We start from the raw sequence: 23,766 nt of genomic DNA, 5'->3' as shown, positions 1-23,766 counted from the left end.
GGCGCACCCTGTGCCGCTCCGCTCTCTTCTGCACGCGGGCTGCCTGGCTGGTGTCGCTTCCGGGTAGTTATCCGGATTTGGTGTCAGATGCGTCCGTGGGCCCCTCCCCGTCCTGGGCTGCTTCGGGCTCTCCGCGTCCGGGCAGGCCCCGCCAGATGAGTACCCCTGCGGCCGCGGCCGCCGCGAGAAGGCCCGCGGTCAGCCATGTTTTGGCGTGGCCGTGGTGTGTACGGTTGAGTTTCCGCTCTGCCCGGCGCCCCCGGTCCGCGGCAGCCTGCGGGCCGTGGGCCTCAGTGTTTCTTGAAGGCGTCCTTGATTTTTTCTGCGGCCTGCTTCAGGTTTGCCTTGCTCTGGTCGGTTTTGCCTTGGGCTTTCAGGCTTTCATTCCCGGTCGCCTCGCCGGCTGTTTCTTTGCCTTTGCCCGCGGCCTTTTCGGCGGCGTGCTTGAACTTGTCACCCAAACCCATGATCTTTTCCCCTATCGAGCGGATGGTCCGCCGGGTAGTCCCGACAGGACATCTTCATCATAGCCCCGGGTGCCCTCACAGTATCCTCGTCCTGCGCTGTTCATTAGCGCCAAAGAATCAGGTGCAGGGAAACTGTGTACGGGTCCTCTGCGGCCCGCCGGACCTCGGGGGTCGGGTATCGCCCCATTGACTCTTTGTGATCCAGGTCATATTCTAGCGGCGGAAGAAAGTTTCCACGATACGTAATTTCTCCAGCGTTTTTGAGTGCGGATTGAGGCTGTCATGACCATTCATAACAATGACCTTGAGGACGCCGACCTGACGGTAACTGGTGCGGATCCGTCCCTGTATAACGAGGATCTTGCCCCGCTGCCGGCGTCGAGACGTACCTGGGGCTGGTTCGCCATCTTCAACGTCTGGTCAAACGACATTCAAAGCCTGGCCGGCTACACCCTGGCCGCCAGCCTGTTCATTACCGCAGGGATCAACGGCTGGTTCGTCTTTGCCGCCATCCTGCTCTCCGGATTCATCATCAAGGTCCTCGTCGATCTGAGCGGGCGGCCAAGTGTCAAGTATGGGTTTCCGTTCCCGGTGCTTGCCCGGGCTTCAATGGGTGTGCGAGGAGCCCAGTTCCCGGCCATTGTCCGTGCCGTGGTCGCCATTTTCTGGTACGGCGCCCAGACATATTTCGCTTCGACGGCAATCTCACTGGCCTTGAACGCTCTGCTGGGGAGGCCGGGAGGCGCCGAGTTCCTCGGGATGGACTGGGTGTCCTGGGTTTCCTATGTGCTCGCATCTGCCCTGCAGGTTGCGCTCTTCCTTGGCGGTATCGAACGGATTGCACGCTTCCTCAACGTCGCAGGGCCAGCCGTTTACTTGGTGATGATCGCCCTGCTCGTGGCGATCTGGGTTCAGGTCGGCACTGAACTGCCCCAAGCCGTCGGGACCATCTTCTCCCGCGCCGATGTGACGGGTTGGGCTGCCTTCTCCGCGTTCGCAGGAGTCACTGGCACCATGGTGGCCTACTTCGCCGCCGTCGTCATCAACTTCGGTGACTTCGCACGCAACGTTCGCACGGAGCGGGCCATGCGCTTCGGCAACCTTACCGGGCTGCCGATCAGTTTGGCTCTGTTCACCTTTCTTTCGGTATTCATCACGGCGGGCGCCTATCTCCTGTACCAGGACGGGCAGGGAGAGCCTCTGACCAATCCGGCCGACATTGTCGGTCTCGTGGACAGCGTTCCTCTCACCGTCCTGGCAGCCGTGACCTTCCTGGTCGCGACCCTTGGCATCAATGTCGTGGCCAACTTCATCCCCCCGTCCTATTCTCTGTCGAATATCAGCCCGGCCAGGATCTCCTTCCGCAAGGCGGGCATGATCACAGCGGTTGCTGGATTCATCATCGGGGCGCTGTGGGTTGCGGTCATCTCAAGCATCGGGCTGCCCAAGTTCGTTGACACGCTGGGCGCTGTGCTGGCCCCGCTGTACGGCATCATCATTGCCGACTACTACGTTGTGCGGAAGCAACGCCTTAATCTTCACGACCTGTACTCGACCGACCCCCAAGGCGCCTACCACTTCACCGGCGGATGGAACCGCAGGGCGCTCATGGCCTTCGGCCTGGCTGCCGTCTTCTCGGTCCTGGCCGTATGGCTGCCGCAGATGGCCCAGCTCAGCGGTTTCGCCTGGATCCTCGGTGCTGCGCTCGGCGGGCTCTTCCACTGGATGGCGATGCGGAAGTTTGTCGTCCACACTTCCCATCTCGACCGCTGACATGTAGGTCATCACCGGTCTTCCATCTAGGTCGCGTCGCGACAGCGAAGTCCGTTCTCGATGGCCCAGTGGCCGCGGCTGAACGCACCGATCCGGGCCGGTTTGCCCTCGGTGGTCGGATGCGGGGTGTCGATGCCCAGCCCGGCCCTCTTGGTTCGGTATGTCGGTCAGGTGGGTACCAGTCGGGCCGTCCCAGGGGGCTCCGTTCAGACTGACCCTTGCGGTCTGTAGTGCGCGTCACAGGTGGCAGGATGGTATGTATGACTTATTCAGCCGCGGAAAACCGCTATGAATCCATGCCCTACCGCCGCGTCGGACGCAGCGGACTGAAACTGCCAGCCATTTCCCTGGGCCTCTGGCACAACTTCGGCGACGACAAGCCCTTCGAAGTGCAGCGCGCTATCCTGCGCCGAGCCTTCGATCTGGGCGTCACCCACTTCGACCTCGCGAACAATTACGGTCCGCCCTACGGCGCCGCCGAAACCAACTTCGGCCGCCACTTCAAGGACGACTTCAAGCCCTACCGCGACGAACTCATCATCTCCAGCAAAGCCGGCTACGACATGTGGCCGGGACCGTACGGCAACTTTGGCTCCCGCAAGTACCTGCTGGCCAGCCTGGACCAGTCCCTGGAGCGCATGGGCCTGGATTACGTGGACATCTTCTACAGCCACCGTCCGGACCCGGAAACGCCGATGGAAGAAACCATGGGCGCCCTGGACCACGCAGTCCGCTCGGGCAAGGCCCTGTACGCCGGCATCTCGTCCTACACTCCGGCCCAGACCCTCGAAGCGGCCCGGATCCTGAAGGAACTCGGTACGCCGTTGCTGATCCACCAGCCGAGCTACTCCATGCTGAACCGCTGGACCGAGAACGGCAGCCCCAACCTCTACGAAGCGCTGGAGCAGGTGGGCGCCGGCTGCATCGCCTTCTCGCCGCTGGCCCAGGGGATGCTCACAGGCCGCTACCTCAACGGCGTGCCCGCAGATTCCCGGGCAGCGCAGCACAAGTCCCTGGACCAAGCCATGATCACTCCAGAAAACCTGGACCGCGTGCGCGGGCTCAACCGGATCGCCGAGGGCCGGGGCCAAACCCTGGCTCAGATGGCGATCGGCTGGATCCTGCGCGAGCAGAGCAAGGGCTCGTCCGTGACCTCAGCGCTCGTCGGCGCATCCAGTGTCCGGCAGTTGGAAGACACTCTGTCCGCCATTAACAACCTGGACTTCACCGCCGACGAGGTTGATGCCATCGACGAGTTCGCCGTTGAGTCGGACATCAACCTGTGGAAGCAAAAGTAACCACGTAACGCTTCGACTGAAAGGGGCCGGGAACAATCCCGGCCCCCTCTTGGTTGGGTAAGATGAAATGGCGCCGAATAATGGCGCACTGCCAGCGTGCCGCCGTCGTACCTTTCCGGTACTGACCGTCCTGGCGGCTGAAGTTTTCTTCAAAGGAGTTCCGTGTCTGCAAATCCGATTCGTGTTGCCATCGTTGGTGTAGGTAACTGCGCCGCCTCGCTCGTCCAGGGCGTGCAGTATTACCGTGACGCCGATCCCCAGGCCACGATCCCGGGTCTGATGCACGTGGAGTTCGGCAAGTACCACGTCAACGATGTCCAGTTTGTTGCTGCTTTTGATGTTGACGGCAAGAAAGTGGGCGTGGACCTCGCCGACGCCATCCTGGCCAGCGAGAACAACACCATCAAAATCGCCGACGTGCCCCCCACAGGTGTGACCGTCCAGCGCGGCCACACCCTCGACGGCCTCGGCAAGTACTACCTCGAGACCATCGAACAGTCCGCCGAAGAGCCCGTTGACATCGTCGCCGCGCTCCGCGCATCCAAGGCAGACGTTATGGTGTGCTACCTCCCGGTTGGTTCCGAGGATGCTGCACACTTCTACGCGCAGGCTGCCATCGACGCCGGCGTGGCGTTCGTCAACGCCCTCCCCGTGTTCATCGCCGGCACCAAGGAATGGGCCGACAAGTTCACCGCCGCCGGCGTGCCGATCGTGGGCGACGACATCAAGAGCCAGATCGGTGCAACCATCACGCACCGCGTGATGGCCAAGCTCTTCGAAGACCGCGGCGTCACCCTGGACCGCACGTACCAGCTGAACGTCGGCGGCAACATGGACTTCAAGAACATGCTGGAGCGCGACCGCCTTGAGTCCAAGAAGATCTCCAAGACCCAGGCGGTGACGTCCAACGTTGAAGCTGACATTGCACCGCGCAACGTCCACATCGGTCCGTCTGACTACGTCCAGTGGCTCGATGACCGCAAGTGGGCCTTCGTCCGCCTCGAAGGCCGCAACTTCGGTGACGCCCCCGTGTCGCTGGAATACAAGCTGGAAGTCTGGGACTCACCCAACTCCGCCGGCGTGATCATCGATGCCATCCGCGCCGCCAAGATCGGCCTGGACCGAGGCATCGGCGGCCCGCTGCTCTCCGCCTCGAGCTACTTCATGAAGTCCCCGCCCGAGCAGTTCAACGACGACCTCGCCCGTGAAAAGGTCGAGGCCTTCATCCGCGGAGACCTGGAGCGCTAACCCGCTCTCCACCCTCTCGTTGCTCTATCAGTTGTGGTCCCCAAATCTATGGTTTGGCGACTGCAACTGATAGGGCAACAGGCGTTTAAGGGGACTTGAGTGCAAGCCGGACCTGATTGACCGCGCGGTGGAAGTCGTGGGCCAGATCGTCCGCGTTGAATTTGAAGTACCTCCAGCCAGCGGCATTGAACGTTTCGTCGCGGCGATTGTCGCGCGACTGCTGCTCGCGGGTCAGGTGATGGCCGCCGTCGTACTGGATGGCGATCCGATGGGCGCGGTAGCCCAGGTCTGCCGCCGGCGAATACGGGTCGGCCTTCACAATCCGTAGTTGCAGTTCTGGCTCCGGCAGGCCCGCGGCAGTTAATGCGAGGCGCAGGAACGTCTCAGGAGCGGAATCTGCACCGGGACGGATGAGCTCGACAGCTGCCCTTGCTTTCACGATGCCCTTGAGCTTCGGGTGCCTCTTCAGCATTTCTTGCAGCTCCGGAAGGGTTGACCAAGGCTCTGCGCGGTCTTCGAGGCCGGGCCGAGGCAGACGGATCAGTTGGTCACCCACAGCCACGAGGTCCTCCAGCGGCACGAGGTTGGCAAGGTCAAGCCAAGTGCGGGCCGGCGTGGAGATCCGCATCCCGTCCAGCATCATGATCTCCCCATCAAAGGCAAGGACGGTATGGCCGACCACGCCTTCGCGCCGCACCGGTGGCAGGTTCCTGGGCTTGCTCAGATGGAGTTCCCGGCAGTCGCGGAACCAGGTAGGAAGCCAGAGCCCAAGCACGACGGCGGCCGTCAGGTGCGAGATCCAGGCGCCCGGAGTGGCAGCGGAGAGTGCCCTGGCAAGGCCCCGGATTTCAAAGTCCCAGCCCGTGGGCAGATACAGCAACCGTCCGGCGGACGCGAGGTCGGAGGAACGAAGTCTTCCGCTGCTCAGGCTGGCAGCCCGCGCCTCATGGACAGTGAACGGAGCGGACGAAAGGCTGAACGGCAGAGGTGCGGAGGGTCGCATGCGCACCATTGTCGCCCGAAGCCAATCTCTCCCGCAGAAGTTATCCACAGCTCCCGATGCTCTATCACTTTTGGTCGCTCTGGCCCCGGAATAAGAGCTCAAAGTGATAGAGCAACGTGGGTCAGGAGAGGCCTACCGGGTTGCCGGCGTCGTCGACGTCCATTCGCATGGCGGCGGGGGCGGCGGGGAGGCCAGGCATCGTCATGACGGCACCGGTCAGGGCCACGATGAAGCCCGCGCCGGTCTTGGGGATGAGGTCCCGGACGTGCACGGTGAAGCCCTTGGGAGCCCCCAGCCGGGAGGCGTCGTCGGTGAAGGAATACTGGGTCTTGGCCATGCAGACGGGAAGCCCGGACCAGCCGTTCTTTTCGATCTCGGCCAGGCGCTTCAGGGCGGGGACTGAGAAGTCCACCCCGTCCGCGCCGTAGATCTCCTGCGCAATGGTCCGGATCTTCTCCTCCACGGGCACGTCCAAGGGATACAGATGCCGGAAGCTGTTCGGCCCAGCAACCGCGGCGGCGACCTTCGCGGCCAGCTCGTCGCCGCCGTCGCCACCGCCGCCCCGGCCCCACACATCCGCCACCGCAGCATGGACCCCCTCCGCCGCGCACCACTCCAGGAGCCAGTCCAGCTCCTCTTCCGTGTCGGACGAGAACCTGTTGATGGCCACCACCGGTGCCACCCCGAACTTCTCCACGTTGTGCACGTGCCGCCGAAGATTCGCGACGCCGGCCTGCAGCGCCTCAAGGTCGGGTTCCGTCAGCCGGTCTTTGGGCACGCCGCCGTGCATCTTGAGCGCTCGGACAGTGGCCACAACCACGACGGCGGACGGCGCCACGTCAGCGATCCGCGCCTTGATGTCCATGTACTTCTCCGCGCCCAGGTCTGCGCCGAAGCCAGCCTCGGTGACCACGATGTCCGCGAGCCGCCGGGCCGTCTGGGTGGCAATCAGCGAGTTGCACCCGTGCGCGATGTTGGCGAACGGCCCGCCGTGCACCAGCGCGGGAGTGCCGGCAATGGTCTGCACCAGGTTGGGCTTGATGGCTTCCTTCAGGAGCAGGGTCAGGGCGCCCTGGACGCCGAGGTCCGCCACGGTGACCGGAACGCGGGAGTACGTGTAGCCGAACGTGATCCGGCCCAAGCGCTCGCGGAGGTCGGCCAGGCTGGTGGCCAGGCAGAAAACCGCCATGATCTCCGAAGCCACGGTGATGTCGAAGCCGTCCTGCCGGGGCACACCCTGGGTGGGACCGCCCAGGCCAATGATGACCTCGCGGAGCGACCTGTCATTCATGTCCAGGACGCGTTTGAACGTCATCCGCCGGGGGTCGATGTTCAGCTCGTTGCCCTGGTAGATGTGGTTGTCCACGAGCGCCATCAGGGCATTGTTCGCAGACGTCACGGCATGGAAATCACCGGTGAAGTGCAGGTTGATCTCGTCCATCGGCAGCACCTGGGAGTAGCCGCCGCCAGTGGCGCCGCCCTTCATTCCCAGGATCGGGCCCAGCGAGGGTTCCCGCAGCGCGATCATCACCTTGTGCCCGGCCCGGGCCAGCGAATCGGCGAGCCCCACCGTGGTGGTGGACTTCCCCTCGCCGGCGGGCGTCGGCGACATCGCAGAGACGAGTACCACCTTTCCGGCGGGCGCCGGCGCAGTCAGCAACGCCGGATCAACCTTCGCCTTGTACCGCCCGTAAAGTTCCAGAGCGGCGGCGTTGATGCCCGCGGCAGCTGCAATCTCCTCGATGGGCCTCATCTGTGCCTGCCGTGCGATCTTGAGGTCGCTGAGGGAATTCCGTTCAGACATCCTTGTCCTTTTGTTGGGGGCCGGGTACTAAAGGCAGACGGCGGCTGACCACCGCTTAGGGTGCCGAGTCCGCCGGGATCAGCCGGCGGGCCAGCTGCTGTTCGACGGCGGCGTGGTAAGTCTCGAGCGTGATCGCGGCAGTGCGGTTCCAGCCCAGGTTCTCCGCCCGGATGGCCGCGGCCCGCCCCATGTCGGCCCGCGTGTCCGGATCGTCGTACATGGCCTCGAGCGCGTCCGCCCAGACCAAGGCGTGGTGCCCGTCCACCAGCAGCCCGGTCCGGCCATGGCAGATGGCGCGGGACAGTCCGCCCACCCGGGTGCCCACCACGGGGGTCCCGCAGGCCTGCGCCTCAATGGCCACGAGTCCGAACGATTCGCTGTAGGAAGGCATCACCACAACGTCGGCCGCCCGGAACCAGGACGCCAGGTCAGCCGCGCTGACCGGGGGAAGGTGCGTGACGACGTCGTCCATTCCGGACTCCGAGATCAGGTGCCGGAGGTTGAAGTCCTTGTTGCCGCTGAGGGCGCCCAGGATGGTGAGCCGCAGATCGATCCCGGGCCGCCGGGCGCGAAGCAGGGCAGCCGCCTTGAGCAGGATCTGCGGGCCCTTCAGCCGCTGGATCCGGCCGGCGAACACCAGGTGGAACGTCTCCGGCGAAACACCGTGTTCGGCCCGGGACCGCGCGCGGAACGCGGGTGTAAAGGTGCTGAGGTCCACGCCCGGCGGCGCCACATCGATACGGTCGTAATCTGCACCGTAGTGGGACACCAGCTCTTCGGCTTCGGCCGTGGTGTTGGCAATCAGGCGGGCGGCGCCGTCGACGATCCGGTGCTCGCCCTCCTCACGCTGCCGCGGCTCGGGCTGTTCGCCGGACTCCAGCAGGAGGTTCTTGACCTTGGCCATGGTGTGCATGGTGTGGACGAGCGGCACGCCCCAAAGTTCCGAGAGCTCCAGTCCGGCGATCCCGGACACCCAATAGTGCGAATGGATGACGTCGTAGCGGCCGTGCGGCTGGCGCTGCCGGATCTGGTCGATCTCGGCCACCATGCTGTGGAGCAGCGCCGGCAGTTCTTCCTTGGGGATCTTCCGCGGCGGGCCGGCCAGCACGTTATGGACGCACACGCCGGGGAAGGGATGTTCGACGGCGGCCTGCTTGGCTGAGGTGGAGCGCGTGAAGATCTCCACGTGCACGCCGGTCTCGGCGAGCGCGGAGGCCAGCTCCCGGATGTAGACGTTCATCCCGCCGGCGTCGCCGGAGCCTGGCTGCTCCATCGGGGAGGTGTGGAGGGAGAGTAACGCGACCCTGCGGATCAATGTCATGGCTTCTCCTTCCCACCGCTGGCGCGGCGCGGGCGCTGAAGTTGCCCGCTCGGTAAAACACTACTCCAGCCGCTCCGGGACGGCCGCCCGGCACGTGATGTACCGGAAACTTTAGCCGCGCCAAAGCTCCAGCAGCGGCGGGAACGCGCGCTCATAGCCGGCCAGCAGCTTGGCCCCGAGCGCGGGGGAGCCTACCAGGGGGTGCCGGCTGAAGGCGTCGACGGCGGCCGTCCGGTCTCCGTGCGTCGCTGCCCGGGCAGTGAGCCGTTCCACCTCCTTGACGCGCCGGAGCAGGGTGAGTTGCTCCGTCCCCGGCGGCGACTGGGGAAGCGGCACCGCGCCGTCGGGCGTTACGGTGCAGGGGACCTCGACGACGGCGTCCGCCGGCAGTCCCGGAATGGCCGGTTCCGTGGTGGTGCTTCCGGGGGCGGCACCCCCGCCAGGATCGGACGGAAGCATATTGGGGGTGTTGAGGATGAGCTGGGCCTCCCCGGCCCCCGCCAATGCGCGCATCACGGCGAGGGCGACGCGTTCGTAGCCGCCGCCGGCGAGGTCGTCCTCGTCACGCTGCTCGCCGCGGGTCCGTGCCTCGGCAAGGTAGCCTTCCTCCCGCGAGCGGCGGGCGGCGTCCCACAGGGTGTAGGCGTCAGGGCCGGCTGAGGCGAGCCGCGGGTACAGCTCGGCCTGCTGGTGGTGGATGGACTCGCCGCGGGTCTGGGCCATGGCGCGCATAGCCGCGGCGGCGCTGTCTTGCTGATAGTAGTAATAGAGGTATTCGTTGGGCAGGGCGCCGAGGTCCTGGAGGAACCGCTGCGGGAAGAGGCGGCCTTCCTCAAAAGTGCTGAGGGCAGCCGGGTTCGAAAGCAGGCCGGGCAGCAGGTCCTGGCTACCGGACTCCAGCCGGTAGAGCCAGCCCAGGTGGTTCAATCCGAAGTAACCCACGCCGTCGAGCCTTCCGTCCGGCAGCGGCAGGCCGGCCGCGCGGGCCGCCCGGTGCACCAGGCCGCCCGCGGAATCGCAGATCCCGATGACCTTCCGGCCCAGGACAGGCAACAGCGCTTCGGTGACCATGCCGGCCGGGTTGGTGAAGTTGATCAGCCACGCGTCCGGGCAAAACTCCTTCATCTGCCGCGCCAGGTGCAGCATTTCCGGAATGGTGCGCAGCGCATAGGAGATGCCGCCCGCGCCGGTGGTTTCCTGGCCAAGAAGGCCGAGGTCCTGGGCCACCCGTTCGTCGTGGATCCGGCCGGCTGTGCCGCCGGGGCGGATCGCCGCGAACACCAGGTCTGTCCCCGCCAGGGCCTCGGGCAGGGACGTGGTGGAACGCACGGCGGGCGGCCGGACACCGGAGCGAGGGCCAGCGGCGGGGCCGCCGGCGGGGCGGCCTCCGGCGGTGGGGCCTCCGGCGGGGCGGCCGTCGGACTCCGGCATGGCGCGCAGAACCGCGGTGATGGCTCGCAGGCGGGCGGGATCGACGTCGAACAGCACCAGCTCGCTGACCAGCCCCGCGAACGCGCCGGACGCCAGCGCCCGGTAGACAAGCGGCACGCGGAATCCGCCGCCGCCGGCAATCATAAGCCGCATAGTCAGCAGTGTAGGCCTCCGCCAGGCGCGCCCCTACCGTGGGGCCGCGGCAGGGCGTAGTCTGCCGGACATGGACGCCATCCCGGACCGCCGCTTCGATCCGCTCGCAACCGTCCGCGCGCAGTCCGGCGGCGGGTTCGACCTGATCCTCGCCGGAACGGTCTTCCAGGACATCATCTTCACCGGCCTGCCCCACGCGCCCGAGCCGGGCACGGAAATCTGGAGCGATGGCATGGGCAGCTGCCCCGGCGGCGTCGCGAACCAGGCCATTGCGGCGGCGAGGCTGGGACTGCGCACCGGATTGGCCGCCGCGTTCGGGGACGACGGTTACGGGGACTACAACTGGAAGATATTGGCACGGCAAGAGCACGTGGACCTGAGTATGTCCCGCAAAGTCGAGGGGTGGCATTCGCCGGTCACCGTCTCGCTCTGCGTGGCGAAGGACCGGTCGCTGGTGACGCACGGCCACCCGGCCCCCGTGACGTCGTCCGAACTGATTGGTTCACCGCCCCGGGCGCTCGCCGGCATTGCCGAGCTCGGCGTCGAGATTGAACCCTGGGCCGTGGCCGCGCAGAAGGAAGGCGTGAAGTTGTTTGGGGATGTGGGGTGGGATCCCAGCGGTGAATGGTCACGGGTCCGGCTGGACAACCTGCAGTACTTCCATGCGTTCCTGCCCAACCAGCGCGAGGCCATGGCCTTCACCGGGAAGGATAATCCGTGGTCCGCGCTGTACGCCCTCGCCGATCGCGTGCCAGTGGCCGTGGTGACGCTCGGCGCGCAGGGTGCCATGGCCGTGGACTCGGAGACGGGGGAGGAGGAGTGGGTACCGTCGCCGCCGGTCATTGCTTTGGATCCCACCGGCGCCGGGGACTGCTTCGACGCGGCCTTCATCGTGGGCAGCCTGGCCGGCTGGCCGCTGGGCAACAGGCTTCGCTTCGCAAACCTCTGCGCCTCCCTCGCTGTGCAGGAAGTGGGCGGTTCGTTGGCGGCACCCGGCTGGGGAGACATCGCAGACTGGTGGCAGCGGGCCAACTCCAGGCCGGAACGCCAGAGCAGCCAGTGGCTCCGCCGCTTCGGCTTCCTGGCCGACATTCTCCACGACATACCGCTTGGGGCCCAGCGCCGGGCCACCGCCACGATCGCGCACTTGTCCGATGCCTGAGGGCGCCGCGATTATCCCGCCCTGAGCGCCCGCACTAGAATCACTAGCGTGACTTATCCCGTAACAACCGGTGACTTCCGCGCGGCCCCAGGAACGGATCCTGTGAACGAGCGGTCCGCCGTTATAGACCTGGACGCAATCCGCCACAACGTGCGGCGGCTGGCGGACGCGGCCTTGCCCGCCAAGGTCATGGCCGTGGTGAAGGCTGACGCGTACGGACACGGCGCGGTTCCTGTAGCCCGGGCTGCCCTCGAAGCCGGCGCATCCTGGCTGGGCGTCGCACACATCTCCGAGGCGCTGGCACTGCGGGCGGCCGGCATCGAAGCCCCCCTGCTGGCCTGGCTGCACACGGCGGAAAGCAACTTCGCTGCGGCGGTGGCTGCCGGCGTGGACATCGGCTGCTCCGGCTGGGAACTGGACCGCATTGTGGCGGCCGCGCGTGACCAGGAGCGTCCCGCCCGGATCCACCTGAAAGTGGACACGGGCCTGGGCCGGAACGGTGCAACGCTCGATGCCTGGGACCAGCTGCTGGGCGAGGCCATGGAGTACCAGGACCAGGGCCTCCTGCGGGTAGTGGGCATCTTCTCCCATCTGTCTGTTGCGGATGAACCCGAACGGCCGGAAACCGACGATCAGCTGGCGGCCTTCCGCGAGGTGCTGGCCGTGGCTGAGGACGCCGGTGTGGACCCCGAAGTCCGCCACCTGGCCAACACCCCGGCCACGCTGTCCCGCCCCGATACCCACTTTGACATGGTCCGCGTGGGCCTGGGCATCTACGGCCTCTCGCCTTTTGAAGGCCAGACCTCCGCCGAACTGGGTCTCCGTCCCGCGATGACGCTGCGCACCCTGGTGTCCCAGTGCAAGCAGGTCCCTGATGGGCAGGGCGTTTCCTACGGCCTGCGCTACCGCACCAGCGGCCCCAGCACCCTGGCGCTGATCCCGCTGGGCTACGCGGACGGCGTGCCCCGCATTGCCACCGGCGGTCCCGTCCGGGTGGCCGGCCGGACCTACCCCGTGGTGGGCCGGATCGCCATGGACCAGATGGTCATCGACCTCGGCAACATCGGCCCCGCCGGCGCGGACCTCTTCGGCGCCGAAGCGGTGCTGTTCGGTAACGGGGACGACGGCGGTCCCACGGCGGACGACTGGGCGGCCGCCGCCGGCACCAACAACTACGAGATCGTGACCCGGATCAGCCCGCGGGTGCCACGCCGGGTAATTAACGAAAGTCCCGCCGTCGGCCATCCTGCCGTGGGAAATCCCGACGCCGGGCAGGCAACACCGTGAGCATGGCCCCGGCAGAGATGCCCCACTGGGAAGAGACGCTGAGGGTCACAACGGCGGACCAGACCCACGCGCTCGCCGCCGCATTGGGTGCGGAGCTGCAGGCCGGGGACCTGGTGGTACTGACCGGCGAGCTGGGTGCCGGGAAAACCACCTTCACGCAGGGCCTCGGCGAAGGCCTCGGTGTGCGTGCGGGCATCATTTCGCCCACCTTTGTCCTGGTCCGTATCCACCCCAACCTGCCCGACGGCCCGCGGCCCGGTGGCCCCGACCTGGTGCACGTGGACGCGTACCGGCTGGGATCGGCGTCGGAAATCGACGACATTGACCTGGAAAACACGCTGGACTCGGCCGTGACCGTGGTGGAGTGGGGACGCGGCCGGGTGGAGCACCTGAGCGAGAGCCGGCTGGAAGTGGACCTGCACCGGGCGATCGGGCTGGAACCGGTCGGGCTGGAAGGGGCGACGGATCCGGCGGAACGGAAACCCAACCCCGCCCACACCGAAATCCTGGACTTCGACACCGAGGACCTCGATGAGCCCCGCACCGTCGTGATGCGCGGCTTCGGTCCCCGCTGGAGCACCAAGCCTGCCCTGGGCGGGGCCTTCGAAGGGACACCCTGATGCTTATTCTTGCCATCGACACCTCCGCCGTGGCCAGTGCTGCGCTGGTCTCGGACGACGCCCTCGAAGGCGTTGTGGCCAGCTTCTCCACCGAGGACACCCGCAGCCACGCCGAAGTTCTGGCCCCCGGCATCGAGGACCTGCTTGCCTCCGCCGGCGTCACCGGCCGGGACATTGACGCGATCGTGACAGGCGTGGGCCCAGGCCCGTTCACCGGACTGCGCTCGGGGATCGCAACCGCCAGGACGCTCGCCTTCGTCTGGGACAAACCGCTGTACGGGCTGATGAGCCTGGACGCCGTGGCGCTGGAAGTGGCAGAGTCCACCGAGGCCGCGGCCGAATTCCTGGTGGTCACGGACGCCCGGCGCAAAGAGGTGTACTGGGCGCGGTACAGCCTCGCCGACGGCCAATTGCCGCAGCTTGAGGACGGCCCGCACGTCAGCTTCGCCGCCGACCTCCCGGACCTCCCGGCTTACGGCGCCGGCGCCGGACTCTACAGTGACGTGCTGCGCGCCGACGCGGGTTTCAGTAACGAGCAGCCCGACGCTCTCTACCTCGGACAGTTCGCCCTGGCCCGGCTCGCCTCCGGCAAGCAACTGCTCGACTCCACGCCCCTGTACCTCCGCGAGTCGGACGCCCAGGTCCCGGGCCCACGGAAGCGGGCCCTGTGAGCATGCCTACCAGCGCAGACAGTTCCAGCGCCGACGGCGTGGTGTTCCGGGACATGACCCTGGAAGACGTGCCCGCAGTGGACGCTCTGGAGCAGCGCCTGTTCCCGGCGGACGCATGGCCGGTGCACATGTTCCTGTCCGAACTGTCCCAGCACGAAACGCGCCGCTACCTCGTGGCGGAAAGTGGCGGGGACATTGTGGGCTACGCCGGTCTGATGTGCATCGAGCCGATCGCGGATGTCCAGACCATCGCCGTCGTGCCTGAATGTGAAGGCCGGGGCATTGGCTCAAGGCTCCTGACCCGGCTGATCGATGAAGCCCGGCTCCGCGGGGCCGCGGACGTCCTCCTGGAGGTCCGTGCGGACAATCCCCGGGCGCAGCAGCTGTACGTGCGGTTCGGCTTCGAGCAGATCCACGTCCGCCGCGGGTATTACCGCGACGGGGTTGACGCCCTCATCATGCGGCTGCAACTGCTCCCCGAAGGCACAGCCCCCGCACCAGCCGACCCGGCACCAGCCCCGGACCCCACAACAGAAGCAGGCAAGTCATGAACAGCTCGCAGCCCCTGGTGCTGGGCATCGAATCCTCCTGCGACGAAACCGGCGTGGGCATCGTCCGCGGCACCACGCTGCTCACCAACACGGTGTCCTCCTCGATGGACGAGCACGTCCGCTTCGGCGGCGTGATCCCCGAGATCGCCTCCCGCGCACACCTTGATGCCTTTGTGCCCACTCTGCGGCAGGCCCTGGCCGACGCCGACGTGACCCTGGCGGACGTGGACGCGATTGCCGTCACCTCCGGCCCCGGGCTGGCAGGCGCCCTGATGGTGGGGGTCTGCGCCGCGAAGGCGTTGGCCGTGGCCACCGGCAAGCCGCTGTATGCCATCAATCACCTGGTGGCGCATGTCGGCGTCGGGCTGCTGGATGTAAACCCCGACGGCGGTGCTGCCGCGGGTGCTGCGGTTGGGCTCGGTCATGCCGGCCGTCTCCCGGAGAACCTGGGTGCCCTGCTGGTCTCCGGCGGGCACACCGAGATCCTGAAGATCAACAGCATCACCAGCGACGTCCGGCTCCTCGGCTCCACCATCGACGACGCCGCCGGCGAAGCCTACGACAAGGTGGCCCGCATCCTGGGCCTCGGCTACCCGGGCGGCCCGGCCATCGACAAGCTCGCCCGCACCGGCAACCCCAAAGCCATCCGTTTCCCGCGCGGCCTCAGCCAGCCAAAGTACATGGGCACCGCCGAGGAGCCGGGAAAACACCGCTACGACTGGTCCTTCAGCGGCCTGAAGACTGCGGTGGCGCGGTGCGTCGAGCAGTTCGAGGCCCGCGGCGAAGAGGTGCCGGTGGCCGACGTCGCCGCCGCCTTCCAGGAAGCGGTGGTGGACGTTATCACGTCCAAGGCCGTCCTGGCCTGCCGCGAGCATGGCATCAAAGACGTTCTCTTGGGCGGGGGAGTGGCAGCCAACTCCAGGCTGCGGGAACTCACCGGTCAGCGCTGTTCGTCCGCCGGAATCAGACTCCATGTGCCGCCGCTGGAGCTGTGCACGGACAACGGCGCCATGGTGGCGGCCCTCGGTGCCCAGCTGGTGATGGCCGGGATCGGGCCCAGCGGCATCCGCTTCGCCCCGGACTCCTCGATGCCGGTCACCGCGGTGTCACTCCCCGCCTGACCTGACTGTTGAAACCCCACTTGCTCTATCAGCTGTGGTCCCCAAACCGCCGGGTTAGGGCCCACAACTGATAGGGCAACGGGTGGGATCTAGCCCGTGGGCCCGTTCCGCATCTGCTTGACCAGGTCCAGCACCACGGCCTGCAGGTCGCCGCCGTGCTCGGCAGCGACGCGGCGCTGCCGCTGGTACCCGGCGCCGCGGCGGATGATCTTTTCGACGTCGGCCAGTTCGTCGGGGCAGCCGAGTTTCGCGGCCACCGGCTCCAGCCGGTTCAAGGTCTCCAGAAGGTGGTCGGTGACCAGCTGTTCGTTGCCGGCGGCGTCGAGGATGATGATGGCCTCCATGCCGTAGCGGGCGGCACGCCACTTGTTCTCCTGGAGGTGCCACGGCGGCATCGTGGGGATGGTCCCGCCGTTATCCAGCGTGGTGGAGAGTTCATCCACCAGGCACTGGGTGAGGGCTGCAATCGCGCCCACTTCCTCCAGCGTGGCCAGGCCGTCGCAGATCCGCATCTCGATGGTGCCCAGGTTCGGGACCGGCCGGATGTCCCAGCGGATTTCGGACAGGGTGTCGATCACACCGGTGGTGAACATGTCCTGGACGTAGGACTCGTACTCGGTCCACGAGCGGAACGTAAACGGCAAACCGGCGGTGGGAAGCTGCTGGAACATGAGGGCCCGGTGCGACGCGTAGCCGGTGTCCTCCCCACCCCAGAACGGGCTCGACGCCGAGAGCGCCTGGAAGTGCGGGAAGTAGTTCAGGAGCCCGTCCATCACAGGCAGGGCCTTTTCGCGCCGGTCCAGGCCCACGTGGACGTGTACGCCGTAGATGACCATCTGCCGGCCCCACCACTGGGTGCGGTCGATCAGCTTGGCGTACCGGGCCTTGTCCGTCACGGGCTGCAGCTGCGGCGGGCTGAACGGGTGGCTGCCGGCGCAGAAAACCTCCACGCCCATGGGATCGGTGATTTCGCGGACCGCGGCCAGGGACCGGCTGAGGTCTTCCTTGGCTTCGGCGGCAGTTTCGCAGATGCCGGTGACCAGCTCCACGGTGTTGAGCAGCAGTTCCTGCTTGATGTGCGGGTGTTCGTCGTCTTCGTTGAGTTCGGGGTGCCTGGCAACCACGCCGCTGAGCACTTCGTTGGCGACCGATGCCAGTTCGCCGGTCTGGCCGTCCACCAGGGCCAGCTCCCATTCCACACCAAGAGTTGATTGCTTCGATGAAGCGAAATCAATCTTCATGCGTTCCCCTAACTGTTCGAATATCACTGGGCACGCGCCGCATTCAAGTCTAGTGCAGGGGTAGCATCGAGTTGATGGCCTTGTTTATATGGAGCCGTGAGTGTGTTCACAAATCCACCCTCTTTTTCGCGGCCGCCGCCGTGGCCGCCATGACGGCCTGCACGGCGGTTCCCACCACCACCCCGGCGTCCTCCAGCCCCGCGCCGGCCTCAACCCCGGGATCAGAGCGTGCGACGACGGCACCCCCGTCCGCTTCCCCCTCACCTGACCCCGGGCTCCGTCCGCTGGGCTGGGGGCCCGAACAGCGGGACCAGGATGCCGCCGTAGCCGCCGTGGCGGCGATGTCTGTCGAGGAGAAGGCCGGCCAGGTGCTGATGCCGGTATATGCCGGCACCGATGCCGAAGCCCAGGCCGCAACCATAGAACGCCTCCATCTGGCGGGGTCCATCATCATGGGCGACAACGTCCCGCTCGACGCGCGCGGGCAGACAGATCCGGCTGCCCTGACAGCGGTCAACGCCCGGCTGGCCCAGGCCACAAAAGCTGACGGCAGGCCCTGGCCCGGGCTCATCGGCGTGGACCAGGAGGGCGGGATCGTGGCGCGGCTCGGTGCGCCCCTGACCGAATGGCCAACCGCCCTGAGCTACGGAGCCGCCGGAAATGTGCCGCTCGCCAAGGAAGCAGGCCGCGCCATGGCCGCGGAGCTCGGGTCGCTGGGCTTCACCGTGGACTTCGCGCCTGTTGCGGATGTGACCATCGGGCCCGCAGATCCAACCATCGGTGCCCGGTCAATGTCCGCTAACCCGGACGCAGCGGGAGCGCTGGCCGTGGGGTTCTCACAGGGCATGCAGGAGGCCGGCGTCCTGCCGGCCCTCAAACACTTCCCGGGCCACGGCTCCGTGACCGTTGACTCGCACCAGGATCTTCCGGTGCAGCCCGCGGGCATCGCGGAGCTCGAGGCCCGGGACTGGAAGCCCTTCCGGGCAGCCATCGCAGCCGGTGTTCCTATGGTCATGACCGGGCACATCGCCGTACCGGCCCTGGAACCCGGCGTTCCGGCGTCGTTGTCAGGACCTGCTTACGCTGCTTTGCGCGGCATGGGTTACGAGGGTGTGGCCGTAACCGATGCCCTCAATATGGGGGCAGTCCAGAAGCAGTACCCGGGCGGCTCCGCAGCAACGGCGGCGCTGGTTGCCGGCGCGGACCTGCTGCTGATGCCGACGGATGTGGGGCAGTCTCACGCGGCCATCGTCAGCGCCGTGGCGGCCGGAACCCTGCCCGCGGCGCGCCTGGACGAAGCAGCCATCCGGGTGGCGACCATGATGATTTGGCGCGGCCGCGTCACCTCGCCGCCCGACGGCTCGGCCCCTGCCAGCGCCGCCCCCGGCAGCGGCGGCGATATCTCGGCGCGGGTCTCCGCGGGTGCCGTCACAGTTCTGTCCGGACACTGCGGCGCGCCGATCGTCCAGGGAAGCATCCGGATCGCGGGCGGATCAGCGCAGGACAGAGCACGGTTTGAAGCTGCCGCAGCGAAGGCCGGGCTCGGCACCGGGGCTGGCCCCCTGGTCAGCCTCATCGGTTACGCCGGACGTCCGGTCGGGGGCGATATCGCTGTGGCCCTGGATGCGCCGTGGCCGCTGCAGGATTCCACTGCCCCGGTAAAGGTTGCGCTGTACGGCCGCACGCCTGGCGCTTTTGACGCCCTCGTTGCCGTGCTGGCAGGCAAGGCGACTGCCCCGGGGAAGCTGCCCGCCGCCGTCGGAAGCTATCCGGCCGGAACGGGTTGCCCGTAACGGAACGTGTCCACCCCAACTAGGTAGCAGCAGATGTCGTTTTGAGCGCTCATAACGACATCAACTGCGACCCAGTTGGGGGGAAACGCGTTTAATGGACAGGTGCCCATTCTGAATAAAGACATGACCTTGTGTATTTCGCTGTCGGCCCGGCCCAGCAACAACGGGACCCGGTTCCATAACCACCTCTACGACCAACTGGACCTGAACTGGATCTACAAGGCCTTTGCCCCCACCGACCTGGCCCAGGCGATCGCCGGCGTCAGGGGCCTGGGCATCCGCGGCTGTGCGGTGTCCATGCCGTACAAGGAGGACGTGATGGCCCTCGTGGATGAGCTGGATCCCTCCGCCAGGGCCATCGATTCGGTCAACACGATCGTGAACACCGACGGGCGTCTGTTGGCCTACAACACCGACTACACCGCGATCGAACAGCTGCTCAAAAGCAACGCCGTGCCCACGGACTACTCGGTGCTGGTCCAGGGTGCCGGCGGCATGGCCAAGGCCACCGTCGCGGCCCTGCGCGACGCCGGCTTCACGGACGTCACGGTCATCGCCCGGAACGAAGACACAGGACGGGCGCTCGCTGAGCAGTACGGTTTCCACTGGCGTGCAACGCTCGACGGCGGGACCGCGGACCTGATCATCAACGTCACCCCCATCGGTATGGCAGGCGGCCCGGAAGTGGACTCGCTGTCCTTCCCGGAAGCTGCGATCGCCGCGGCCAAGGTTGTGTTCGATGTTGTGGCGCTGCCGGCCGAGACGCCACTGATCAAGGCGGCACGCGCCGCCGGGAAACAGGTGATCACGGGCGCCGAGGTGGCCACCATCCAGGCGCTCGAGCAGTTTGTGCTCTACACCGGCGTCCGGCCCACCGACGAGCAGGTCCGGGCCGCCGAGGACTTTATGCGTGCCCGGTAGGACGCGCGCGGTAGGGAATCGTTCTTAGATGGGCTCCACCGAGATGGCCACCCGGTCCTCCCCAATGCGGGTCAGGACCAGAGTGGCTGTTTTTTGTCCGGATTTCTTCCCGGCACCCTTGTTGCCGGCGAACAGCTGCTTGCGCAGTTCCTCCGGGGTTACCGAGGTGCCGCGCTTTTTGATGTCCAGCACCGTGATGCCGTTTTCCTTCACCCAGGCCTTGAGCGCCTTGACGTTGTACGGCATCACTTCCAGGACCTTGTAGGCGCGGGCGAACGGCGTGTCCACCAGCTCCGGAGCGCAGATGTACGCGATGTGCTCATCCAGCAGGTGCCCGCCCAGTTGAAGCGCGACGTCGGCCACCAGGCCTGCGCGGATCACCGCACCATCGGGCTCATACAGGTAGCCCTCCGCCGGACCCACCGGCGCTACCGGACCGCCGTCGAAATCTTCAGCGCTGGTCAGCTCGGCGGCACCCTGCGGGCCGAGCAGCAGCGCGGCCCGGCGGATTCCGGGCCGGCGCACGGAGTTGAACCACAGGGCCACCTCGGTGACGTCGCCGCCCACCGACACCCACTGCGCCTCGCAGCCGGCGGGAACTGACTCGTGCGGCATGCCGGGGCCCATCTTGACCCCGACGGCGCGCCCGGTGGCAGCGAGCGATTCCACAAATGACAGGGGCGGTGAAAACGCCTCAGGATCCCAGATCCGCTTGGTACCCGACGTGGAGGTGACGCGTCGTGCGGGATCCAGCCAGACGCCGTCGACCCCGTCCAACGGGACGGTGGTGGCGTCCGAATGCACCACGGTTGCGTTGGGGAAGGGGATCAGGTTGACCGTGGCGCAGGCGGCGGTGGTTTCGTCCATCTCCACGGCCGTGACCGTGATGTCCATTGATGCCAGGGCCAGGGAGTCCGCGGCAAGGCCGCAGCCGAGGTCCGCCACATGGCGGACGCCGGCCTGCGCAAAGCGCTCGGCATGCCTTGCTGCGACCGTGAGACGCGTGGCCTGTTCCAGCCCGGCCTGCGTGAAGAGCATGCTCCGGGCGAACTCGCCGAACTTCAGCTCGGCCTTGGTGCGGAGCCGGGACTGGGTGAGAACGGCGGAGACCAACGCGGGGGAGTGGCCGGCCTTGCGGAGGGCCGCGTTAAGCTCGAACGCTTTGTTCTCGTGGTAGGGGCCCAGGGACGCCAGGAGCTCCCAGCCTTCGCTCGTGAGCAGTGGGGCGATCTGGTCCTGCGGTGCTTGAGCCATGGGTTCAAGCCTAGTGGAGGGGGCCGGTGGCCAGATCCGGCTAGGGTTGAAGGCATGGAAGACAGCGCAGGCAGCCAGCCGTCCGGACTACCGCAAGCCAGTAGGCCGGACCTGGTGAAGTTCGCCCGCCCCGCGCTGATTGCAGGATCCGCAGTGGCCGTTGTCTGCGTCGCGCTGCTCGTGATCATCTTCTTCCTGGACACCTTCAACGCCACCGTCTACTCCGTGGGCGGCAAGAACATCCAGGACGCCACGGATGAGGCAGGGGAGATTCGCGGCCTCTACGCCGGGGCGCGCGTAGGCGGCATCATCATGCTGGTGGTCTCGCTGCTGGCTGCCGTGGGCGGCGCCCTGGTGCTGTATCTGCAGCGGGGCACAGTCGATGAAGGGGACGACGGCGACGAGGACGTCGACCTTGAGGACCTTACCGGCCGGTAAAAGGCTGTTCGCCGGAGACATAATTCTGGCACTCGCCTTGACCGAGTGCTAACCAAAACATAGAGTCATCATTAGCACTCTCCCCAGGAGGGTGCTAATACATGACGAGCTGCCAGCCAGGCTGCTGCCGGCACCGCGACGACGGTTTGCCAGCCACGGCGAAACAGCTCAACTGTCCACAAATTTCGCTGACGTAGAAGGAGAGGTCCGAGTGTCGGTCTCTATTAAGCCTCTTGAGGATCGTATTGTTGTCCGCCCGCTCGAAGCCGAGCAGACCACGGCTTCCGGCCTGGTTATCCCGGACTCCGCACAGGAGAAGCCGCAGGAGGGTGAAGTTGTTGCAGTAGGCCCCGGCCGCTTCGAAGACGGCAACCGCGTGCCTGTCGACGTAGCCGTTGGCGACGTTGTCATCTACTCCAAGTACGGTGGAACCGAAGTCAAGACCGGTGGCAACGAGTACCTCGTGCTCTCCGCCCGCGACGTTCTGGCGATCGTCGTAAAGTAACTCTTTGGATCCCCGTGCCGCTGATCATGCATTCCGCTGGTCAGCTGTGCGGGGTTCTGTCTTGAAAGGACAAAACCATGGCAAAGCAGCTTGCGTTTAACGACGCTGCCCGCCGGTCGCTTGAAGCCGGCATCGATAAGCTCGCCAACACTGTCAAGGTGACGCTCGGCCCCCGCGGCCGCAACGTTGTCCTCGACAAAAAGTGGGGGGCACCCACCATCACCAACGATGGCGTCACCATCGCGCGTGAAATTGAGCTTGATGACCCGTACGAGAACCTTGGTGCGCAGCTGGCCAAGGAAGTCGCCACGAAGACCAACGATGTTGCCGGCGACGGCACCACCACGGCCACCGTGCTCGCCCAGGCCCTGGTCAAGGAAGGCCTGCGCAACGTTGCGGCGGGCGCCGCTCCGGGCCAGATCAAGCGCGGCATCGAGGTTTCCGTAGAAGCCATTGCAGCCCGTCTGCTTGAGAACGCACGCCCGGTTGAAGGCACCCAGGTTGCCAGCGTGGCAGCCATCTCGGCCCAGAGCGACGAAATCGGCGAGCTCCTCGCCGAGGCATTTGGCAAGGTCGGCAAGGATGGTGTGATCACCATCGAGGAGTCCTCCACCACGCAGACCGAGCTGGTCCTCACCGAAGGCATGCAGTTCGACAAGGGCTACCTGTCCCCGTACTTCGTGACCGACTCCGAACGCCAGGAAGCCGTCCTCGAAGACGCCCTTATCCTGATCAACCAGGGCAAGATCTCCTCCGTGCAGGACTTCCTGCCGCTGCTGGAGAAGGCGCTGGCGAGCTCCAAGCCGCTCTTCATCATTGCCGAAGATGTTGAGGGCGAGGCCCTGTCCACGCTGATCGTCAACCGCATCCGCGGAACCCTGAACGTTGTTGCCGTCAAGGCTCCGGGCTTCGGCGATCGCCGCAAGGCCATGCTGCAGGACATTGCAACCCTCACCGGTGCGCAGGTCATCTCCGCGGAACTGGGCCTCAGCCTGGATTCGGTTGGCCTGGAGGTGCTGGGTACCGCCCGCCGCATCACGGTCACCAAGGACAACACCACCATCGTTGACGGCGCCGGTTCCGCAGAAGACGTCGCAGCCCGGGTTTCCCAGCTGCGCGCCGAGCTCACCCGCACCGACTCCGACTGGGACAAGGAAAAGCTCCAGGAACGCTTGGCCAAGCTGGCCGGCGGCATCGGTGTCATCAAGGTCGGCGCAGCCACCGAAGTCGAGCTGAAGGAAAAGAAGCACCGCATCGAAGATGCAGTGTCCTCCACCCGCGCCGCCCTCGAAGAGGGCATCGTTGCCGGTGGCGGTTCCGCTCTGATCCACGCCCTGAAGGCCCTCGACGAGGATCCTGCGGTCAAGGCACTCGAAGGCGACGCCGCCGCTGCTGTGGGCATCGTCCGCCGCGCGCTGGTGCAGCCGCTTCGTTGGATCGCCCAGAACGCCGGTTTCGACGGCTACGTTGTCACCGCCAAGGTTGCCGAGCTCGAAACCAACAACGGCTTCAACGCCAAGACGGGTGAGTATGAGGACCTGATCGCCGCCGGTGTCATCGACCCGGTCAAGGTCACCCGTGCAGCCCTGCGCAACGCGGCATCCATCGCTGCGCTGGTTCTCACCACCGAGACCCTCGTAGTGGAGAAGCCCGCAAACGAAGACGAGCACGCAGGCCACAGCCACTAGTAGGCTGCTTTTCCCT

21 protein-coding genes are annotated in these 23,766 nt (G+C 66.4%); 14 read left to right on the top strand and 7 right to left on the bottom strand.

Annotated elements, in window-relative coordinates; genetic code table 11:
* Positions 1–290: 290 nt before the first annotated feature.
* On the bottom strand, positions 291–467 hold the full coding sequence (locus QK290_RS03970; protein WP_282329426.1) for a CsbD family protein: 177 nt from the start codon (positions 465–467) through the stop codon (positions 291–293).
* A 282-nt stretch (positions 468–749) separates the two neighbouring features.
* Between QK290_RS03970 and QK290_RS03965 the strand changes: the two genes are divergently transcribed.
* The 3 genes from QK290_RS03965 (at position 750) to QK290_RS03955 (ending at position 4,786) form a co-directional block, all read left to right on the top strand.
* The gene (locus QK290_RS03965; protein ID WP_282329425.1) at positions 750–2,240 is read left to right on the top strand and encodes an NCS1 family nucleobase:cation symporter-1; all 1,491 of its coding nucleotides are present in this window, start codon (positions 750–752) and stop codon (positions 2,238–2,240) included.
* A 260-nt stretch (positions 2,241–2,500) separates the two neighbouring features.
* Positions 2,501–3,538: an L-glyceraldehyde 3-phosphate reductase gene (gene mgrA / locus QK290_RS03960; protein WP_282329424.1), complete on the top strand. Its 1,038-nt coding sequence runs from the start codon at positions 2,501–2,503 to the stop codon at positions 3,536–3,538.
* Between the two features lie 162 nt (positions 3,539–3,700).
* Positions 3,701–4,786: an inositol-3-phosphate synthase gene (locus QK290_RS03955; RefSeq protein ID WP_282329423.1), complete on the top strand. Its 1,086-nt coding sequence runs from the start codon at positions 3,701–3,703 to the stop codon at positions 4,784–4,786.
* 85 nt (positions 4,787–4,871) lie between these two features.
* On the opposite strand, the gene QK290_RS03950 is transcribed toward QK290_RS03955, so the two are convergent.
* From QK290_RS03950 to QK290_RS03935, 4 genes are all read right to left on the bottom strand, one after another.
* On the bottom strand, positions 4,872–5,789 hold the full coding sequence (locus QK290_RS03950) for a DUF559 domain-containing protein (RefSeq protein WP_282329422.1): 918 nt from the start codon (positions 5,787–5,789) through the stop codon (positions 4,872–4,874).
* Between the two features lie 121 nt (positions 5,790–5,910).
* Positions 5,911–7,593, bottom strand: a complete 1,683-nt coding sequence (locus QK290_RS03945; RefSeq protein WP_282329421.1) for a formate--tetrahydrofolate ligase — start codon at positions 7,591–7,593, stop codon at positions 5,911–5,913.
* A gap of 55 nt (positions 7,594–7,648) precedes the next feature.
* Positions 7,649–8,914 carry a D-inositol-3-phosphate glycosyltransferase gene (gene mshA, locus QK290_RS03940; RefSeq protein ID WP_282329420.1) on the bottom strand — a complete coding sequence of 422 codons (1,266 nt, stop codon included), beginning with the start codon at positions 8,912–8,914 and terminating at the stop codon, positions 7,649–7,651.
* 111 nt (positions 8,915–9,025) lie between these two features.
* Complete coding sequence (locus QK290_RS03935; protein ID WP_282329419.1) at positions 9,026–10,498, bottom strand: 6-phospho-beta-glucosidase; 1,473 nt, start codon at positions 10,496–10,498, stop codon at positions 9,026–9,028.
* A gap of 70 nt (positions 10,499–10,568) precedes the next feature.
* On the opposite strand from QK290_RS03935, the gene QK290_RS03930 reads away from it, so the two are divergent.
* From QK290_RS03930 to tsaD, 6 genes are read left to right on the top strand one after another with little or no spacing between them, the layout of a single operon-like run.
* Positions 10,569–11,660 carry a carbohydrate kinase family protein gene (locus QK290_RS03930; RefSeq protein ID WP_282329418.1) on the top strand — a complete coding sequence of 364 codons (1,092 nt, stop codon included), beginning with the start codon at positions 10,569–10,571 and terminating at the stop codon, positions 11,658–11,660.
* 48 nt (positions 11,661–11,708) lie between these two features.
* Positions 11,709–12,947, top strand: coding sequence for an alanine racemase (gene alr, locus QK290_RS03925; RefSeq protein ID WP_282329417.1), 1,239 nt, complete (start codon positions 11,709–11,711; stop codon positions 12,945–12,947).
* Between the two features lie 2 nt (positions 12,948–12,949).
* Positions 12,950–13,567: a tRNA (adenosine(37)-N6)-threonylcarbamoyltransferase complex ATPase subunit type 1 TsaE gene (gene tsaE / locus QK290_RS03920; RefSeq protein WP_282329626.1), complete on the top strand. Its 618-nt coding sequence runs from the start codon at positions 12,950–12,952 to the stop codon at positions 13,565–13,567.
* Entirely contained in the window at positions 13,567–14,238 is a 672-nt protein-coding gene (tsaB, locus tag QK290_RS03915) for a tRNA (adenosine(37)-N6)-threonylcarbamoyltransferase complex dimerization subunit type 1 TsaB (RefSeq protein ID WP_282329416.1), read from the top strand. The genes tsaE and tsaB overlap by 1 nt, the downstream gene beginning before the upstream one ends.
* 2 nt (positions 14,239–14,240) lie before the next feature.
* Positions 14,241–14,789 (top strand): ribosomal protein S18-alanine N-acetyltransferase, encoded by a 549-nt coding sequence (rimI, locus tag QK290_RS03910; protein WP_282329415.1) that lies wholly within the window; start codon positions 14,241–14,243, stop codon positions 14,787–14,789.
* Positions 14,786–15,910, top strand: coding sequence for a tRNA (adenosine(37)-N6)-threonylcarbamoyltransferase complex transferase subunit TsaD (gene tsaD / locus QK290_RS03905; RefSeq protein WP_282329414.1), 1,125 nt, complete (start codon positions 14,786–14,788; stop codon positions 15,908–15,910). The genes rimI and tsaD overlap by 4 nt, the downstream gene beginning before the upstream one ends.
* A gap of 89 nt (positions 15,911–15,999) precedes the next feature.
* Here the strand turns inward: tsaD and QK290_RS03900 are convergent, their stop codons facing one another.
* The gene (locus tag QK290_RS03900) at positions 16,000–17,151 is read right to left on the bottom strand and encodes a glutamate--cysteine ligase (RefSeq protein WP_282329413.1); all 1,152 of its coding nucleotides are present in this window, start codon (positions 17,149–17,151) and stop codon (positions 16,000–16,002) included.
* Between the two features lie 341 nt (positions 17,152–17,492).
* Here QK290_RS03900 and QK290_RS03895 point away from each other — a divergent pair, with 341 nt between their 5' ends.
* Complete coding sequence (locus QK290_RS03895; protein ID WP_282329625.1) at positions 17,493–18,944, top strand: glycoside hydrolase family 3 N-terminal domain-containing protein; 1,452 nt, start codon at positions 17,493–17,495, stop codon at positions 18,942–18,944.
* Positions 18,945–19,046: 102 nt separating this feature from the next.
* Positions 19,047–19,865 carry a shikimate 5-dehydrogenase gene (locus tag QK290_RS03890; protein ID WP_282329412.1) on the top strand — a complete coding sequence of 273 codons (819 nt, stop codon included), beginning with the start codon at positions 19,047–19,049 and terminating at the stop codon, positions 19,863–19,865.
* Positions 19,866–19,889: 24 nt separating this feature from the next.
* Here QK290_RS03890 and QK290_RS03885 read toward each other — a convergent pair whose 3' ends face one another.
* Entirely contained in the window at positions 19,890–21,119 is a 1,230-nt protein-coding gene (locus QK290_RS03885) for a class I SAM-dependent methyltransferase (RefSeq protein WP_282329411.1), read from the bottom strand.
* A 54-nt stretch (positions 21,120–21,173) separates the two neighbouring features.
* Here QK290_RS03885 and QK290_RS03880 point away from each other — a divergent pair, with 54 nt between their 5' ends.
* From QK290_RS03880 to groL, 3 genes are all read left to right on the top strand, one after another.
* Positions 21,174–21,557 (top strand): hypothetical protein, encoded by a 384-nt coding sequence (locus QK290_RS03880; RefSeq protein ID WP_282329410.1) that lies wholly within the window; start codon positions 21,174–21,176, stop codon positions 21,555–21,557.
* 211 nt (positions 21,558–21,768) lie between these two features.
* Positions 21,769–22,062, top strand: coding sequence for a co-chaperone GroES (groES, locus tag QK290_RS03875; protein ID WP_056344177.1), 294 nt, complete (start codon positions 21,769–21,771; stop codon positions 22,060–22,062).
* Between the two features lie 77 nt (positions 22,063–22,139).
* On the top strand, positions 22,140–23,750 hold the full coding sequence (gene groL / locus QK290_RS03870) for a chaperonin GroEL (protein ID WP_248759662.1): 1,611 nt from the start codon (positions 22,140–22,142) through the stop codon (positions 23,748–23,750).
* Positions 23,751–23,766: the final 16 nt, after the last annotated feature.

Source organism: Pseudarthrobacter sp. AL07 (assembly GCF_029960665.1).
Taxonomy (GTDB): Bacteria; Actinomycetota; Actinomycetes; order Actinomycetales; family Micrococcaceae; genus Arthrobacter.
This window is presented reverse-complemented; position numbering and strand designations above follow the sequence as displayed.

What these genes read in the sequence shown, in the direction of transcription:
- QK290_RS03970 (WP_282329426.1), bottom strand. Translation starts at nt 467, where the DNA reads ATGGGTTTGGGTGACAAGTTCAAGCACGCCGCCGAAAAGGCCGCGGGC.
- QK290_RS03965 (WP_282329425.1), top strand. Translation starts at nt 750, where the DNA reads ATGACCATTCATAACAATGACCTTGAGGACGCCGACCTGACGGTAACT.
- mgrA (WP_282329424.1), top strand. Translation starts at nt 2,501, where the DNA reads ATGACTTATTCAGCCGCGGAAAACCGCTATGAATCCATGCCCTACCGC.
- QK290_RS03950 (WP_282329422.1), bottom strand. Translation starts at nt 5,789, where the DNA reads ATGCGACCCTCCGCACCTCTGCCGTTCAGCCTTTCGTCCGCTCCGTTC.
- QK290_RS03945 (WP_282329421.1), bottom strand. Translation starts at nt 7,593, where the DNA reads ATGTCTGAACGGAATTCCCTCAGCGACCTCAAGATCGCACGGCAGGCA.
- mshA (WP_282329420.1), bottom strand. Translation starts at nt 8,914, where the DNA reads ATGACATTGATCCGCAGGGTCGCGTTACTCTCCCTCCACACCTCCCCG.
- QK290_RS03935 (WP_282329419.1), bottom strand. Translation starts at nt 10,498, where the DNA reads ATGCGGCTTATGATTGCCGGCGGCGGCGGATTCCGCGTGCCGCTTGTC.
- QK290_RS03930 (WP_282329418.1), top strand. Translation starts at nt 10,569, where the DNA reads ATGGACGCCATCCCGGACCGCCGCTTCGATCCGCTCGCAACCGTCCGC.
- tsaE (WP_282329626.1), top strand. Translation starts at nt 12,950, where the DNA reads ATGGCCCCGGCAGAGATGCCCCACTGGGAAGAGACGCTGAGGGTCACA.
- tsaB (WP_282329416.1), top strand. Translation starts at nt 13,567, where the DNA reads ATGCTTATTCTTGCCATCGACACCTCCGCCGTGGCCAGTGCTGCGCTG.
- rimI (WP_282329415.1), top strand. Translation starts at nt 14,241, where the DNA reads ATGCCTACCAGCGCAGACAGTTCCAGCGCCGACGGCGTGGTGTTCCGG.
- tsaD (WP_282329414.1), top strand. Translation starts at nt 14,786, where the DNA reads ATGAACAGCTCGCAGCCCCTGGTGCTGGGCATCGAATCCTCCTGCGAC.
- QK290_RS03900 (WP_282329413.1), bottom strand. Translation starts at nt 17,151, where the DNA reads ATGAAGATTGATTTCGCTTCATCGAAGCAATCAACTCTTGGTGTGGAA.
- QK290_RS03895 (WP_282329625.1), top strand. Translation starts at nt 17,493, where the DNA reads ATGTCTGTCGAGGAGAAGGCCGGCCAGGTGCTGATGCCGGTATATGCC.
- QK290_RS03885 (WP_282329411.1), bottom strand. Translation starts at nt 21,119, where the DNA reads ATGGCTCAAGCACCGCAGGACCAGATCGCCCCACTGCTCACGAGCGAA.
- QK290_RS03880 (WP_282329410.1), top strand. Translation starts at nt 21,174, where the DNA reads ATGGAAGACAGCGCAGGCAGCCAGCCGTCCGGACTACCGCAAGCCAGT.
- groL (WP_248759662.1), top strand. Translation starts at nt 22,140, where the DNA reads ATGGCAAAGCAGCTTGCGTTTAACGACGCTGCCCGCCGGTCGCTTGAA.